The 16,846-nt window shown below is 73.7% G+C and carries 1 protein-coding gene; it reads right to left on the bottom strand.

What is annotated here, in order from left to right; genetic code table 11:
• Positions 1-29 precede the first annotated feature (29 nt).
• On the bottom strand, positions 30-16,841 hold the full coding sequence (locus C1708_RS34210) for a type I polyketide synthase (RefSeq protein ID WP_198602354.1): 16,812 nt from the start codon (positions 16,839-16,841) through the stop codon (positions 30-32).
• Between the last annotated feature and the right edge of the window lie 5 nt (positions 16,842-16,846).

Raw genomic sequence — 16,846 nt, 5'->3', positions numbered from 1 at the left:
GGGGTCGGAGGCCCGGGGCCCCCGGCCGGTCACGCACCGCCGAACCGCTTGTCGATGAAGTCGAAGATCTCGTCGTCGCTGGCCGCACCGAGTTGCTCGGTGACGGCGGTTGCGCCTCCCGCCAGGGCACTGCCGCCCAGGCTGTCAGGGGCACCGGCCTCGTCCCCGCGTCCGCCGGGTGCCGTACCGGCTGGTGCGGCGCCCGGGTCCGTCAGGGCCCGGTTCCAGGTGTGGAGAAGTCCTCTGATGCGGGAGGTGATGTCCTCCCGGTCGTCGGGACCGAGGTCGGGGAGGGCCAGGTGGCCCGAGGAGAGGGAGCCGAGGACCGATTCGAGCCGGTCGAGTTCGGTGAGCAGGGGTGCCGTCGGGGTCTCCTCCTCGCCGAAGAGTTCGGTGAGGAGGTGGTCGGCGAGCGCCCCGGGGGCCGGGTGGTCGAAGACCAGGGTGGCCGGGAGGCGCAGGCCGGTGGCGATGTTCATCCGGTTGCGCAGCTCGACCGCGGTGAGCGAGTCGAACCCCATCTCCTTGAAGGGTCGGTCGGGGTCGACGGCCGATCCGCCCGCGAAGCCGAGGACGGTGGCGACGTTCTCCAGGACGAGGTCGAGGAGGAGCCTCGGCCGGTCGGCGGCCGGTGCGGCGGCCAGCCGCTGGGCGGCGGTGAGACCGGCCGCTCCGGGGGTGCCCGGGGCGGCTGCGGCACGGCGCAGCGCGGTGCCGCGGACCAGGCCGCGGAGGAGCGCGGGGGTGGTCTCGGCGCGGCGCAGGGCGGTGAGGTCGAGTCGTACGGGGACGAGGTGGGGCTCGCCGGCGTGCGCCGAGAGGTCCAGCAGGTCCAGCGCCTGGCGGGTGGCGAGGCCGAGGACACCGCCGCGGCCGAGCCGGGTCAGGTCGGCGTCGGCGAGGTGTGCGGTCAGGCCGCTGGCCTCGGACCACAGCCCCCAGGCCAGTGACTGTCCGGCGAGGCCGCGGGCGCGGCGGTGCCGGGCGAGGGCGTCGAGGAAGGTGTTGGCGGCGGCGTAGTTGCCCTGTCCCGCGCTGCCCAGGGTCGCCCCGGCGGCGGAGAAGAGGACGAACTCGGCGAGGTCCGGGTGGTGGCGGGCGGTCAGTTCGTGCAGGTGGAGCGCCGAGTCGGCCTTGGCGCGCAGGACCCGTTCCAGGTGGCCGGGCGTGAGGGTGGTGATCGTGGCGTCGTCGAGGACGCCGGCCGCGTGGTAGACGGCGGTGAGCGGGTGTGCGGCCGGTATCCGGGCGAGGAGCCGCGCCACGGCCTCGCGTTCGGAGGTGTCGCACGCCTCCAGGACGACGTGGGCCCCGAGGGCGCGCAGTTCCTCGGCGAAGGCGGTGGCGCCTTCGGCGCGCGGGCCGCCGCGGGAGGCGAGGACCAGTCGGCGGGCGCCGCGGGTGGTGACGAGGTGGCGTGCCACGAGCCGGCCCAGGACGCCGGTGCCGCCGGTGATCAGGACGGTGCCGTCCGGGTCGGCGGCAGCGGGGAGGGTGAGGACGACCTTGCCGATGTGCCGGGCCTGGCTGACGTGGCGGAACGCCGCGGGGGCGTGCCGGATGTCCCAGACGGCGGTGGGCAGGTGGGTGAGGACGCCCTGGCGGAAGAGGTCGAGGATGTCGCTCAGGATGGCGGAGATCCGCTCGGGCCCGGCCTCGATGATGTCGAAGGCGCGGTAGCGGATGTGGGGGCTGTTCCGGGCGATCTCGGCGGCGTCGCGGACGTCGGTCTTGCCCATCTCCACGAACCGCCGGGACCCGACCGGGCCGGTCGTGTCCTCGCCGAGCAGGCGCAGGGAGGCGTCCGCGTACTCCCCGGCCAGGGAGTTGAGGACGACGTCGACGCCGCGTCCGCCGGTTCTCTGCCGGAACAGCTCCTCGAAGTCGAGGGTGCGGGAGGAAGCGAGGTGGTCGTCGGCGACGCCGAGGGCGCGGACCGCGTCCCACTTCGCGGGTCCGGCGGTGCCGTAGACCTCCACGCCCCAGTGGCGGGCGAGTTGGACCGCGGCCATGCCGACGCCGCCCGCCGCCGAGTGGACGAGCAGGGATTCGCCCGCGCGCACCTGGGCGAGGTCGTGGAGAGCGTAGTACGCGGTGAGGAAGACCGCGGGGACGGCGGCGGCCTGGGCGAAGCTCCAGTGGTCCGGCATCCGCGCGACGAGTCCGGCCTCGGCGACGGCGGTCGTGCCGAAGGCCCCGGCGAACATGCCGAAGACCCGGTCGCCCACGGCGAGGCCGGTCACGCCGGGCCCGACCTCGGTGACGACGCCCGCGCCCTCGCCTCCGAGGGTGGCCTCGTCCGGGTACATGCCCAGCGCGAGGAGGGCGTCGCGGAAGTTGATCCCGGCGGCGCGTACCGCGACGCGGACGGTGGAGGGGGCCAGGGGCTCCGCCGCTTCGGGGGCCGCGACGAGCCGGAGGTGTTCGAGCGTGCCGCCGTCCGTGTCCAGCCGCCAGGCGGACGCGGACGCGGGGGGCGCCAGGGCGCGGGTGCCGGCGGCGGCCCTGGCCAGGCGCGGCGCCTTGAGGACGTCGTTCCGTACGGCGAGTACGGGCTCACCGGCTTCGGAGGCGGCGGTGAGGGCGTGCGGGACGAGCGCGGCGGCGTTCGCCGGTGTGTCGATGTCGAGGAGGAGGAACCGGTCCGGGTGCTCGGCCTGGGCGGAGCGCACCAGACCCAGCAGGGGGGCGTGGGCGAGGTCGTGGACGTCGTCGCACGCGGGGACGGCCCGCCGGGTGACCAGGACGAGCCGGGAGTCGGCGAACCGGTCGTCGGCGAGCCACTCCTGGACGGCCCGCAGGGCACTCGCCGCGGCGTCCCGGGTCCGGTCGGCGAGACCGTCCTGGGCTGTGGGAAGCACGGCGGCCCCCGGTTCGTCGGCCACATGACCGACCGGGAGGAGGACGTACGCGGGGAGTCCCCCGCCGCTCTCCGCGTGGACGGCCGCGAGGGAGTCGAGGTCGGCGTGGACGTGCGCGTCCACGCCCGAGTCGCCGAGGGCGGTCGCCACCGCGCGGGCCTGCTCGCCGAGCACGGCCACGCGGTGGTGGGGCGCTGCGGCGGCGAGCGGCAGCTCGGTCCAGTCGACGACGAAGAGGTTCTCCTGCCCCGCCGTCGTGGGGGCGCCGATCCCGGCCTCCGTCATCGGGCGGGAGACCAGTGAGGCCACCCGCAGGACGGGGCTGCCCGCCGCGTCGGCGACGGCCAGTGACATCGCGTCCTGGCCGGTGGGTGCCATCTCCACACGCAGCGCGGTGGCGCCGGTGGCGTGGAGCGACACCCCGGTCCAGGAGAAGGGGAGCCCGCCGACGCTGCCGCCGTCGTCCTGCTCCTCCGCCTCGGCGACGGCGACGGCGAGCGGGGCGTGGAGGGCGGCGTCGAGGAGCGCCGGGTGCAGGGAGAAGGCTCCGGCCTGCGCGTGCGCCTCACCCGTCAGCCCCACCTCGGCGTAGAGGCGGTCGCCGTGGGTCCAGGCGGCCCGCAGTCCGTGGAAGACGGGGCCGTAGGAGAAGCCGTGGTCGGCGAAGCGTGCGTAGAGCTCCGTGGTGTCGACCGGTACGGCTCCCTCCGGGGGCCACTGGGCGTCGGGCCCGGTGCCCTCCTCGGGCTCCCGGACGGGCGGTTCCGGCAGGAGGGTGCCGGTGGCGTGGCGGGTCCACGGGGTGTCGTCGGCCGCGTCCTCGCCCCGCGTGTGGATGTCCAGCGCGGCCCGCCCGGAGGCGTCCGGCTCCCCGACGGAGACCTGGACCTGGAGGCCGCCCTGCTCGGGCAGCACCATGGGGGCTTCGAGGGTCAGTTCCTCCACGTGGCGTCGGCCCACCTGGTCCCCGGCGCGCAGTGCCAGCTCCAGCAGGCCGGTACCGGGCATCAGCGCCACGCCGGAGAGGGCATGGTCGGCGAGCCAGGGGTGCGTGTCCAAGGCCAGCCGCCCGGTGAGGAGCGCCCCCTCCCCGCCGGCCAACGTCACCGCGGCCCCGAGCAGAGGATGGCCCGCCGCCGCCAGTCCGACCGAGGAGACCTCGCCCTGCGGAGCGGGGTCGGGCTCCAGCCAGTAGCGCTGGTGTTGGAAGGCGTAGGTGGGCAGGTCGACGCGGCGGGCGGTGGCCGGGAAGACCCTCGCCCAGTCCGGAGCCACGCCGTGGACGTGGAGTTCGGCGAGGGAGAGCAGCATCCGGTCCAGACCGCCGTCGTTCCGGCGCAGCGACCCCACGGTGACGGCCGAGGCAGCGGACGGGCTGTCCTCGATCGTCTCCTGCACCCCCAGACTCACCACCGGATGCGGACTCGACTCCACGAACACGCCATAACCGTCGGCGAGGAGACTGCGGGTGGCGGTCTCGAACTCCACCGTCCGACGCAGGTTGGTGAACCAGTACACGGCGTCGAAGCCCGAACCGTCCTCCGCCACACCCGTCACCGTCGAATACACCGGAACACGCCCCGCCCTCGGCTCGATCGGGGACAGCACCTGAAGGAGCTCGTCACGCAGCTCCTCCACCTGGGCGGAGTGAGAGGCGTAGTCCACCGCGATCCGACGAGCACGCACACCCCCCTCCGTCCAACGGCCCAGCAGCTCGTCCAGGCCCTGCACGTCGCCGGAGACCACCACCGAGGCCGGGCCGTTGACCGCCGCGACCGACACCCGGCCCTCATAGCCGGCCAGGTCCTCACGCACCCGGTCCACCGGCAGCGGCACGGACACCATCCCGCCCCTGCCCGCCAGCGCCACGATCGCCCGCGACCGCAACGCCACCACACGCGCCGCGTCCCGCAACGACAACGCGCCCGCCACACACGCGGCGGCGATCTCCCCCTGCGAGTGACCGATCACCGCCGACGGACGCACCCCCCAGTCCTCCCACACCGCCGCCAGCGACACCATCACCGCGAACAGCAGCGGCTGGACCACATCCACCCGCCCGACATCCACCCGGCCGTGCAGGGCGTCCTCCAGCGACCAGTCGGTGAACGCCGACAGCGCCTCACCGCACTCCGCCATCCGCGCGGCGAACACCGGCGAGCAGCCGAGCAGTTCCACGGCCATGCCCTGCCACTGCGACCCCTGCCCGGGAAAGACGAACGCCACCCGGCCCGGCTCACCCGCCACACCCTCGACCACACCCGCCGCACCACGACCCTCAGCCACCGCCGACAAGGCGTCCAGCAGTCCAGCCCGCGTATCACCCACCACCACCGCCCGATGCGGCAGATGCGCACGCGTCGACGCCAGCGAGAAACCCACATCAGCCGGGGACTCATCGGCGAGGGCGGTCAGCAGGCGGGCAGCCTGGGCGCGCAATGCCTCGGACGACTTGCCGGAGACGACCCACGGCACGGTAGCGGCCTCGGTCCCGGCGGCGGTCTCGTCGGAGGATCCGGTGGAGCGGGTCGGTACCGCCGGCTCGGACGGCTCCGGTTCGGGGGCCTGTTCCAGGAGGACGTGGACGTTGGTACCACTCATGCCGAAGGAGGAGACACCCGCCCTGCGCGGCGCTCCGGTCTCGGGCCACGCCCGGGACTCGGTCAGGAGACTGACCGCGCCCGCGGACCAGTCGACGTGCGGGGTCGGCTCGGCGGCGTGAAGGGTGGCGGGGAGGACGCCGTGGCGCATGGCCATGACGGTCTTGATGACACCGGCCAGGCCCGAGGCGGCCTGGGTGTGCCCGATGTTGGACTTCACCGAACCCAGCCACAGCGGCCGGTCCGGGTCACGGTCCTGCCCGTAGGTGGCCAGCAGCGCCTGCGCCTCGATCGGGTCACCCAGCTTGGTGCCGGTGCCGTGCGCCTCGACCACGTCGACCTCGGCCGGGGTGAGGCGGGCGTTGGCGAGGGCCTGGCGGATGACGCGCTGCTGAGCCGGACCGTTCGGGGCGGTCAGCCCGTTGGAGGCGCCATCCTGGTTCATCGCCGAGCCGCGCAGGACCGCCAGTACGGTGTGGCCCTTGGCGCGGGCGTCGGAAAGACGTTCCAGGACGAGGACGCCGACGCCCTCGGCTAGGGACATGCCGTCCGCGTCCGTCGAGAACGCCTTGCACCTGGCGTCCTCGGCGAGGCCCCGCTGACGGCTGAAGCCGATGAAGGCTCCGGGAGTGGACATGACCGCCACCCCGCCCGCGAGCGCCATGTCGCACTCGCCGGTGCGCAGCGACTGCGCCGCCAGGTGCAGGGCGACCAGCGAGGAGGAACAGGCCGTGTCGACGGTGACGGCGGGGCCTTCGAGGCCGAGCGTGTAGGCGATGCGGCCGGAGACCACACTGGAGGCGGTGCCGACCAGCAGGTGTCCCTCGGAGACGTCCTCGCTGCCGCGCAGACGTCCGCCGTAGTCCTGGTAGTTGGCCCCTGCGAAGACACCGGTGCGGCTGCCGCGCAGGGCGTCGGGGGCGATGCCCGCGCGCTCCACCGCCTCCCAGGAGGTTTCCAGCAGGAGCCGCTGGTGGGGGTCGAGGGCCGCCGCCTCGCGCGGAGAGATCCCGAAGAAGTCGGGGTCGAAGTCGGCGAGGCGCTCCAGGAAGCCGCCTTCGCGGACGTAGCTGGTGCCGGGGTGGTCGGGGTCCGGGTCGAAGAGGGCGTCGACGTCCCAGCCTCGGTCCTCGGGGAAGGGGGTGATGGCGTCACCGCGGTCGGCGACGAGCCGCCACAGGTCCTCAGGGGCGGTGATGCCGCCCGGGTAGCGGCAGCTCATGCCGACGATGGCGAGCGGTTCGTCCTCGGCCGGGGTGCCGGTCACCGACGCCGCGTCCGTGGCGGGGGCGGTGGCGTCGGGGTTGCCGAAGAGCTCCCGCTCGACGGAGGCGGCGAGGGCCAGGGGGGTCGGATGGTCGTAGACGACGGTCGCGGGGAGCCGGAGCCCGGTCGCCTTGTTGAGGCGGTTGCGCAGGTCCACGGCGGTGAGGGAGTCCAGTCCGGCCTCACGGAAGGCGCGCCGGGGCCCGACGTCCTCGGCGGAGTCGTGGCCGAGGGCGGTGGCTGTGTGGGCGCGGACCGCGTCGAGGACGGCGCGGTGGCGTTCCTCGGCGGGGAGCGCGGCGAGCCTCCGAACGAATTCGGAGGCGGGGCCGGTCCGCCCGTCGGTCTGGTCGGCGCCGCGCCGCTCGGCCTCGGCGAGGGCCCGTACCTCGGGGACCTCGGTGAGGAAGGGGCTGGGGCGGACGGAGGTGAAGACGGGGACGAACCGGTCCCAGGCCACGTCCGCGACAGCGACGAACTCCTCGTCGTCGTCGAGGCTCTGCTGCATGCCGAGGACCGCGAGCTGCGGGTCGAGGAAGGGCAGGCCCTGGCGGCGTACCCGCTCCGGGTCGACGCCTTCGTGGACGTGCTCGTCGTTCCACTCGTTGACCGCCGCCCACACGCCCCAGGCGATGGAGGTGCCGGTCAGGCCCCGGGCCCGGCGCTGCTGGGCGAGGGCGTCGAGGTGGGCGTTGGCGGCGGCGTAGGCGCCGTGGTCGCCGCTGCCCCAGACCCCCGCGATGGAGGAGAAGAGGACGAAGGCATCGAGGGTGTCCTCCGCGAAGATCTCGTCGAGGATGCGGGCGCCTTCGACCTTGGCGTGCATCACGTCGTCGAAGTCGGTGAGGGTCCCGGTGGCGACCGGGTCCAGCTTGATCAGGGCGGCTGCGTGGATCACCGTCCGGACGGGGGTGCCCCGGTCGGCGAGGCCATCGACCAGGGAGCGGACCGCCGCGCGGTCGGTCACGTCGCAGTGCGCAAAGGTCAGTTCGGTGCCGAGGGGGGTGAGTTCGGCGCTCAGTTCGCGGGCTCCGGCCACGTCGCTGCCACCGCGCGTGGTGAAGACGAGGTGGTCCGCACCGTTGTGGGCGAGCCAGCGGGCCACGTGGGGGCCGAGGGCGCCGGTGCCGCCGGTGACCAGGACGGTGCCGCGTGGACGCCAGCGCGTCCGGGGCCCGGCCGGACGCGCGGTGCGCACCAGCCGGGGTACGAAGAGCCCGGCCCCCCGCAGGGCGAACTGGTCCTCCTCGCCCCCGCCGGCGAGCGCCTGGGCGAGCCTCTCGCCCGCCCGGGCGTCCAGGTGCGCCGGGTCGTCCGGCAGGTCGACCAGGCCGCCCCAGACGGCGGGCTGTTCCAGGGCGGCGACCTTGCCGAGGCCCCAGTACTGGGCCTGCTCGGCAGCGCGTACCGGGTCGGAGGGGGAGACGGAGACCGCGCCCCGGGTCGCAGCCCACAGCCGCATCGGGGTCGAAGCCGTGGGGGCGAGATCGCAGAGGGCCTGGACAGCCGCGAGGGTCAGGGCGAGTCCGGTCGAGAGCGTGGTGTGCTCGGGGTGGGCGTCCGGCGCGGCGGAGAGGAGGGAGAGGACACCTGCGTACAAGGGTTCAGCGGCATCGCCAGGCTCTTCGGCGCCGGGCGCCGGGGCGAGCGCCCGCGCGATCCGGTCGGCGATCAGCTCCCGCCGGGCGTCCCCGGGCGACAAGGGCAGGACGGTGACTTCTCGTCCGGTGGCGGTGAGGGCACCGAGCACGGCGCGCACCCAAGGGTCCTCGGCGGCGGGAGCCGGACCCTGGCTGTCCGGAGCGTCCGGTACGAGGACCAGCCAGGGGCGCGGGTCGGCGGCGGGGCCGGTGGTGTCCCGGTGCGGGCGCCAGACCACCCGGTACCGCCAGGAGTCGACCGTGGCCTCCTGGTCCTGGCGGTCGCGCCAGGAGGAGAGCAGGGGCAGTGCCTCCTGGAGGGTTGTCAGCGCGTCTTCGTCCTCGACGGCGAGCGCACCCGCGAGTGCTTCGAGGTCCTCCCGCTCGACGGCCTCCCAGAAGCGGGCGTCGACGGAGCGGCCGGTGTCACCGCCCGCGAGGTCGGAGCCGTCGACCGGGCCCGACTCCAGCCAGTAGCGACGGTGTTGGAAGGCGTAGGTGGGCAGGTCGACGCGGCGGGCGGCGGCCGGGAAGACCCTCGCCCAGTCCGGGACCACGCCGTGGACGTGGAGTTCGGCGAGGGAGAGCAGCATCCGGTCCAGACCGCCGTCGTTCCGGCGCAGCGACCCCACGGTGACGGCCGAGGCAGCGGACGGGCTGTCCTCGATCGTCTCCTGCACCCCCAGACTCACCACCGGATGCGGACTCGACTCCACGAACACGCCATAACCGTCGGCGAGGAGACTGCGGGTGGCGGTCTCGAACTCCACCGTCCGACGCAGGTTGGTGAACCAGTGCGCGGCGTCGAAGCCCGAACCGTCCTCCGCCTGACCCGTCACCGTCGAATACACCGGTATCCGCCCGGCTCTCGGCTCGATGGGGGACAGCACCTGAAGGAGTTCGTCCTTCAACTCCTCCACGTGGGCGGAGTGGGAGGCGTAGTCCACCGCGATCCGACGGGCACGCACACCCCCCTCCGTCCAGTGCGCCATGAGAGCGTCCAGGCCCTGCACGTCGCCGGAGACCACCACGGAGGCCGGGCCGTTGACCGCCGCGACCGAGACCCGGCCCTCGTAGCCGGCCAGGTCCTCACGCACCCGGTCCACCGGCAGCGGCACGGACACCATGCCACCGCGCCCCGCCAGTGCCACGATCGCCCGCGACCGCAGCGCCACCACACGCGCGGCGTCCCGCAACGACAACGCGCCCGCCACACACGCGGCGGCGATCTCCCCCTGCGAGTGACCGATCACCGCCGAGGGGCGCACCCCCCAGTCCTCCCACACCGCCGCCAGCGACACCATCACGGCGAACAGCAGTGGCTGGACCACGTCCACCCGCTCGGTGTCCACCCGGCCGTGCAGGGCGTCGTCCAGTGACCAGTCGGTGAACGCCGACAGCGCCTCACCGCACTCCGCCATCCGCGCGGCGAACACCGGCGAGCAGCCGAGCAGTTCCACGGCCATGCCCTGCCACTGCGACCCCTGCCCGGGGAACACGAACGCCACCCGGCCCGGCTCACCCGCCGCACCCTCGACCACACCTGCCGCACCACGACCCTCAGCCACCGCCGACAGACCATCGAGCAGCGCCTCACGCGTATCGCCGACCACCACCGCCCGGTGCGGCAGATGCGCACGCGTCGTCGCCAGCGAGAAGCCCACATCGGCCACCGGCTCATCGGTCAACGCGCCCAGCAGCCTGGCCGCTTGAGCACGCAGGGCCTCCACCGACTTGCCGGAGAGAGCCCACGGCACGGGCAGACCGTCGGGCGCGGGAGCGTCGGTGGGCTCCGGTTCCTCCGGGCCCTGTTCCAGGATGACGTGGGCGTTGGTGCCGCTGACGCCGAAGGAGGAGACGCCCGCCCGCCGGGGACGGCCCGCAGCGGACCACTCCCGCTCCTCGGTGAGCAGTTCGACCGCACCCTCGCTCCAGTCGACCTGCGGGGTCGGTTCGTCCACGTGCAACGTGCGCGGCAACTCGCCGTGGCGCATCGCCTCGACCATCTTGATGACCCCCGCCACACCGGCGGCGGCCTGGGTGTGCCCGATGTTGGACTTCACCGAACCCAGCCACAGCGGCCGGTCGGGGTCACGGTCCTGCCCGTAGGTGGCCAGCAGGGCCTGCGCCTCGATCGGGTCACCCAGCTTCGTACCGGTGCCGTGCGCCTCCACCGCGTCCACGTCCGAGGGTGTGAGACGGGCGTTGGCGAGGGCCTGGCGGATGACGCGCTGCTGGGCCGGCCCGTTCGGCGCCGTCAGCCCGTTGGAGGCACCGTCCTGGTTGACCGCGCTGCCCCGGATGACGGCCAGCACCTCATGACCGTTGCGCTCCGCGTCCGAAAGACGCTCCAGCACGAGCATGCCCACGCCCTCACCGAAGCCGGTGCCGTCGGCGGCACCCGCGAACGCCTTGCAGCGGCCGTCCTCGGCGAGCCCGCGCTGCCGGCTGAACTCCACCAGCAGCCCGGGGGTGGACATCACGGTCACCCCGCCGGCGAGAGCCATCTCGCACTCGCCGGTCCGGAGCGACTGCGCCGCCAGGTGCAGCGCCACGAGCGAGGAGGAACAGGCCGTGTCGACGGTGACCGCCGGACCTTCCAGGCCGAAGGTGTAGGCGACACGTCCGGAGACCACGCTTCCCGAGTTGCCGGTGCCGAGGTGTCCCTCGACGCCCTCCGGCACCGAGGCCAGCCGGGTGGCGTAGTCCTGGTACATCACCCCGGCGAAGACACCGGTCCGGGTGCCACGCAGAGCGCCGGGGGCAATGCCCGCACGCTCGAACGCCTCCCAGGAGGTCTCCAGCAGCAGCCGCTGCTGCGGGTCCATCGCCAGCGCCTCACGCGGCGAGATCCCGAACAGCTCCGCGTCGAAGTCGGCGACCTCGTGGAGGAAGCCGCCCTCGCGGGTGTAGAAGGCGCCCGCCCGGTCGGCGTCGGGGTCGTACATCCCGTCTATGTCCCAGCCCCGGTCGCCGGGAAGGACGGAGATCGCGTCACCGCCCTGCGCCACCAGCTCCCACAGTTGCTGGGGTGACCGCACGCCGCCGGGGTAGCGGCAGCTCATGCCGACGATCGCCACGGGCTCCTCGGCGTGTGCTGCCACGGCGGGGGCGGCCTCGGTCTGGTCGGACGGCAGATGGCCCGGTTCCCGGGCGAGCATCCGTGACAGGTGCTCTGCCAGGGCTGCAGGGGTGGGGTGGTCGAAGACGAGGGTGGCGGGGAGGCGGAGGCCGGAGGCGTTGGTCAGGCGATTGCGCAGCTCGACGGCGGTGAGGGAGTCGAAGCCGAAATCCTTGAAGGGGCGGCGCACGTCGACCGCCTCGCGGTCGGCGTGCCCGAGGACGGAGGCGACGTGGTCGCGTACGGCCGTGAGGATGACGTGCTCCCGCTCGGCGGCGGGCAGTGCCGCCCAGCCCTCTCCGGTGGTCCCCGACGTCCCTTCCGCGGTGGCGAGGGAACGGCGCCGGGGCGGGGCGACGAGACCGCGGAGCAGCGGAGGGACTCCGCTCTCGCGGGCCCGCGCCCGTACGTGTCCCAGGTCCAGGTGGACGGGGAGGAGCAGCGGTGCGGCGTGGCCGAGGGCGGTGTCGAACGCCCGCAGCGCCTCTTCGGTACTGAGCGCGGCAGAACCGGAACGCGAGAGTCTGCGGTGGTCAGCGACATCGAGGTGGCCGGTCATCCCGCTGGCCTCGGCCCACAGCCCCCACGCCAGCGACTGCCCGGCCAACCCCAGCGAACGCCGGTGAAGCGCCAGCCCGTCCAGCACCGCGTTGGCCGCTGCATACGCACCCTGACCCGCATTCCCGAACACACCCGCAGCCGCCGAGAACAACACGAAGGCGTCCAGCTCGACACCCCGCTCGACCGTCAGCTCATGCAGCCACCACGCCCCGTCCACCTTCGGCCGCAACACCGCCGACAACCGCTCCGCGGTCACCGACTCCACCACACCGTCATCCAGCACACCCGCGGCATGCACCACCGCCGACACCGCAAACACATCCAGCAGCCCGGCCACCGCACCACGATCAGCCACATCACAGGCCACCACCGCCACCTCGGCAGCCCCCAGCCCCAGCAACTCCTCCCGCAACACCTCCGCACCCTCAGCCGCCGCACCCCGACGACTCGTCAGCACCAGACGACGCACCCCGTGCACCGCCACCAGATGCCGCGCCACCACACCACCCAAAACCCCCGTCCCACCCGTCACCAACACCACACCACGACCCGAGAACACCGGCACCCGACCGGACCCGCCCCCACCCCGCACCCGCGCCAGACGAGGAACCCGCACCTCCCCACCCCGCACCCACACCTGCGGCTCACCCGAAGCCACCACCCCGGCAACCTCCGCCGCCGACAACTCCCGGTCAGCCTCCACCAACACGAAACGCCCCGGATGCTCCGACTGCGCCGACCGCACCAACCCCCACACCGCATCCGCCACCGCAACACCCCCGCCATGCGCACCCGTGGTGACAAGGACCAGAGGAGTCTGCGCGCGGCGTTCGTCGGTGAGCCATTCCTGGAGGAGGGAGAGGAGCTCACGAAGGTGCTGGTGGAGGAGGCCGGGCGCAGTGGCGGAGTCAGTGCGTACGGCCAGGATCGGGGGAAGCGGGTCGGCCCCCTGGAGACACCGGTGCGCCTCCGTGACGCCGATCGGACCGTCGTTTCCGACGGTGCCGGGCGCGGTTTCGGAGGGGGTCTCGAAAGTGATACCGGAGGCGGGTTCCCACTCCAGCTGCCACAGGTGGGTCGTCGCGTCGGCCTCCGTCGGGGCCAGGGCCCCGGCGGTGAGCGGGCGGAACGAGAGCGTGTCCACGGAGGCCACGGGTTCGCCCATCAGGTCGGCCACGCGGACGCGGACGCCGTCGGAGCCGTGAGGCGTCAGGCGTACGCGGACCCGGGTCGCGCCGGACGCGTGCAGCTCCACCCCGCTCCACGAGAAGGGCAGCCGGGCGTCGGAGTCGTCGGCGGGTGGCCGGCCGAGCGCGACGGCGTGCAGGGCGGCGTCCAGGAGGGCGGGGTGCAAGCCGAACCGGGTCGCCTCCGCCGCCTCCGCGTCCGGAAGGGCCACCTCGGCGAAGAGGTCGTCCCCGCGCCGCCAGACCTCGCACAGTCCGCGGAAGGCCGGCCCGTAGTCGAGTCCGGCTTCGGCGAAACCACCCGGGTCGCCGCCTTCTCCCGGGTCCCCGTAGAGGGGACTCAAGCTGAGCGGCTCGGCTCCGGCAGGCGGCCAGGCCGTGTCCGCGGAGGCGAGGCCGAGGCCGCTGCCCCCACCGGTGTGCGGATGCGCCGGAACCGATGCGAGGACGCCGGTGGCGTGACGGGTCCAGGAGGCGCCGGCGAGGCTGCCTCCCGGTGAGGACCAGAGGGCGACCGCGTGCCGACCGGACGCGTCCGCGGCACCGACGGAGAGCTGGACCTGCGCACCGTCCGCGTCCGGGAGGACGAGCGGGGCTTCGAGGGTCAGCTCCTCCACGTACCCGCATCCCACTTCGTCACCTGCCCGGATCGCCATTTCCAGGAGGGCGGTGCCGGGGACGACGACGCGCCCGGCCACGACGTGGTCGGCGAGCCAGGGATGCGTCTCCAGCGACAGCCGCCCCGTCAGCAGCGCACCCTCACCACCCGCCAAGGTCACCGCCGCCCCGAGCAGCGGATGCTCGGCCGACACCAGCCCGGCCGCCGACACATCACCCGTACGAGGAGCGGGCGTGGGCCAGTACCGCTCACGCTGGAAGGCGTAGGTGGGCAGGTCGACGCGGCGGGCGGTGGCCGGGAAGACCTTCGCCCAGTCCGGGACCACGCCGTGGACGTGGAGTTCGGCGAGGGAGAGCAGCATCCGGTCCAGACCGCCGTCGTTCCGGCGCAGCGAGCCCACGGTGACGGCCGAGGCAGCGGACGGGCTGTCCTCGATCGTCTCCTGCACCCCCAGACTCACCACCGGATGCGGACTCGACTCCACGAACACGCCATAACCGTCGGCGAGGAGACTGCGGGTGGCGGTCTCGAACTCCACCGTCCGACGCAGGTTGGTGAACCAGTACGCGGCGTCGAAGCCCGAACCGTCCTCCGCCTGACCCGTCACCGTCGAATACACCGGTATCCGCCCCGCCCTCGGCCGGATCGGGGACAGGACCTGAAGGAGTTCGTCCTTCAGTTCCTCCACGTGGGCGGAGTGGGAGGCGTAGTCCACCGCGATCCGACGGGCACGCACACCCCCCTCCGTCCAACGGGTGAGCAGTTCGTCCAGGCCCTGCACGTCGCCGGAGACCACCACCGAGGCCGGGCCGTTGACCGCCGCCACCGAGACCCGGCCCTCATAGCCGGCCAGGTCCTCACGCACCCGGTCCACCGGCAGCGGCACGGACACCATCCCGCCCCTGCCCGCCAGCGCCACGATCGCCCGCGACCGCAGCGCCACCACACGCGCGGCGTCCCGCAACGACAACGCGCCCGCCACACACGCGGCAGCGATCTCCCCCTGCGAGTGACCGATCACCGCCGACGGACGAACCCCCCAGTCCTCCCACACCGCCGCCAGCGACACCATCACGGCGAACAGCAGCGGCTGGACCACGTCCACCCGCCCGACATCCACCCGGCCGTGCAGGGCGTCGTCCAGCGACCAGTCGGTGAACGCCGACAGCGCCTCACCGCACTCCGCCATCCGCGCGGCGAACACCGGCGAGCAGCCGAGCAGTTCCACGGCCATGCCCTGCCACTGCGACCCCTGCCCGGGAAAGACGAACGCCACCCGGCCCGGCTCACCCGCCGCACCCTCGACCACACCCGCCGCACCACGACCCTCAGCCACCGCCGACAGACCATCGAGCAGCGCCTCACGCGTATCACCCACCACCACCGCCCGGTGCGGCAGATGCGCACGCGTCGACGCCAGCGAGAAACCCACATCAGCCGGGGAGGCGGGGTCTTCCGCAACCGCCGTCAGCAGCCGCGCGGCCTGAGCCCGCAGCGCGGCCTCGGTCCGGCCGGAGAGCACCCAAGGGACGGTTCCGGGCGCCGGCGCGGCGGTCCCGGCGTCGGAGGCCTCCGGTTCGGTCCGCAGTTCGGGAGCCTCTTCGATGATGACGTGGGCGTTGGTGCCGCTCATGCCGAAGGAGGAGACCCCCGCACGGCGCGGGCGGCCCTCGGCCCGGTGCCAGGTGACGTCTTCGACCAGGAGGGACACCGCTCCCGTGGTCCAGTCGACCTGTGGCGTCGGTTCGTCCACGTGCAGGGTCCTCGGCAGGACGCCGTGGCGCATCGCCTCGACCATCTTGATGACCCCCGCCACACCGGCGGCGGCCTGCGTGTGCCCGATGTTCGACTTCACCGAACCCAGCCACAGCGGGCGCTGGGCGTCCCGTCCCTGCCCGTAGGTGGCGAGCAGGGCCTGCGCCTCGATCGGGTCACCCAGCCGGGTGCCCGTGCCGTGGGCCTCCACGGCGTCGACCTCGGACGGCTTCAGGCGGGCGTTCTCCAGGGCCTGGCGAATGACGCGCTGCTGGGAGGGGCCGTTGGGGGCGGTCAGGCCGTTGGAGGCGCCGTCCTGGTTGACCGCCGAGCCGCGCAGGACGGCCAGGACGGGGTGCCCCTTGGCACGGGCGTCCGAGAGCCGTTCGACGAGGAGCATGCCTATGCCTTCGGACCAGCCGGTGCCGTCGGCCGCGCCCGCGAACGCCTTGCAGCGGCCGTCCTCGGCGAGGCCCCGCTGGCGGCTGAACTCGATGAAGGCGGCAGGAGTGGACATCACCGTGACGCCGCCCGCGAGGGCGAGATCGCACTCACCCTGCCGCAGCGACTGCGCCGCCAGGTGCAGCGCGACCAACGAGGAGGAGCAGGCGGTGTCGACGGTGACCGCCGGGCCCTCCAGGCCGAAGGCGTAGGAAAGGCGGCCGGAGACGACGCTCGCGGCGTTGCCGGTGGCGACGTAGCCCTCGATCTCGTCGGAGGCGTCGCGCAGCACCTCGGGGTAGTCGTGGACGTTGGTGCCGACGAAGACGCCGGTGCGCCCGCCGCGCAGGCCCGTGGGGTCCAGGCCGGCCCGTTCGAACGCCTCCCAGGAGGTCTCCAGCAGCAGCCGCTGCTGCGGGTCCATGGCGACTGCCTCACGCGGCGACACGCCGAAGAGGGCGGCGTCGAAGTCGGCGATGTCCTTGAGGAAACCGGCCTCGCGCGCGTAGAAGGTGCCGGGAGTCTCGGGGTCGGGGTCGAAGAGTGCGTCGAGGTCCCAGCCGCGGTCGGTCGGGAAGGCACCGATGGCGTCCCGGTCGCCGGCTCCGGCCACCCGTTCCCAGAGCTGCTCGGCGGAGTCGGCGCCCCCGGGGAACCGGCAGGCCATGGCCACGATCGCGACGGGCTCGCCGGCACTGTCAAGGAGTTTGCGGTTCTGCAGACGCAGGCGTTCCGTCTCCTTGAGCGAGGACCGGAGGGCTTCTACAAGCTTGCTGTCGGGGGTAGCCATCATGT

Source organism: Streptomyces sp. DH-12 (genome assembly GCF_002899455.1).
In the GTDB taxonomy this organism is placed as follows: Bacteria; Actinomycetota; Actinomycetes; order Streptomycetales; family Streptomycetaceae; genus Streptomyces.
Note: the sequence above shows the minus strand (reverse complement) of the source record. Positions and strands in the feature narration are given on the sequence as shown.

Bases quoted from the DNA above. Each gene is read 5' to 3' on its own strand.
- C1708_RS34210 (WP_198602354.1), bottom strand. From the start codon at position 16,841: ATGGCTACCCCCGACAGCAAGCTTGTAGAAGCCCTCCGGTCCTCGCTC.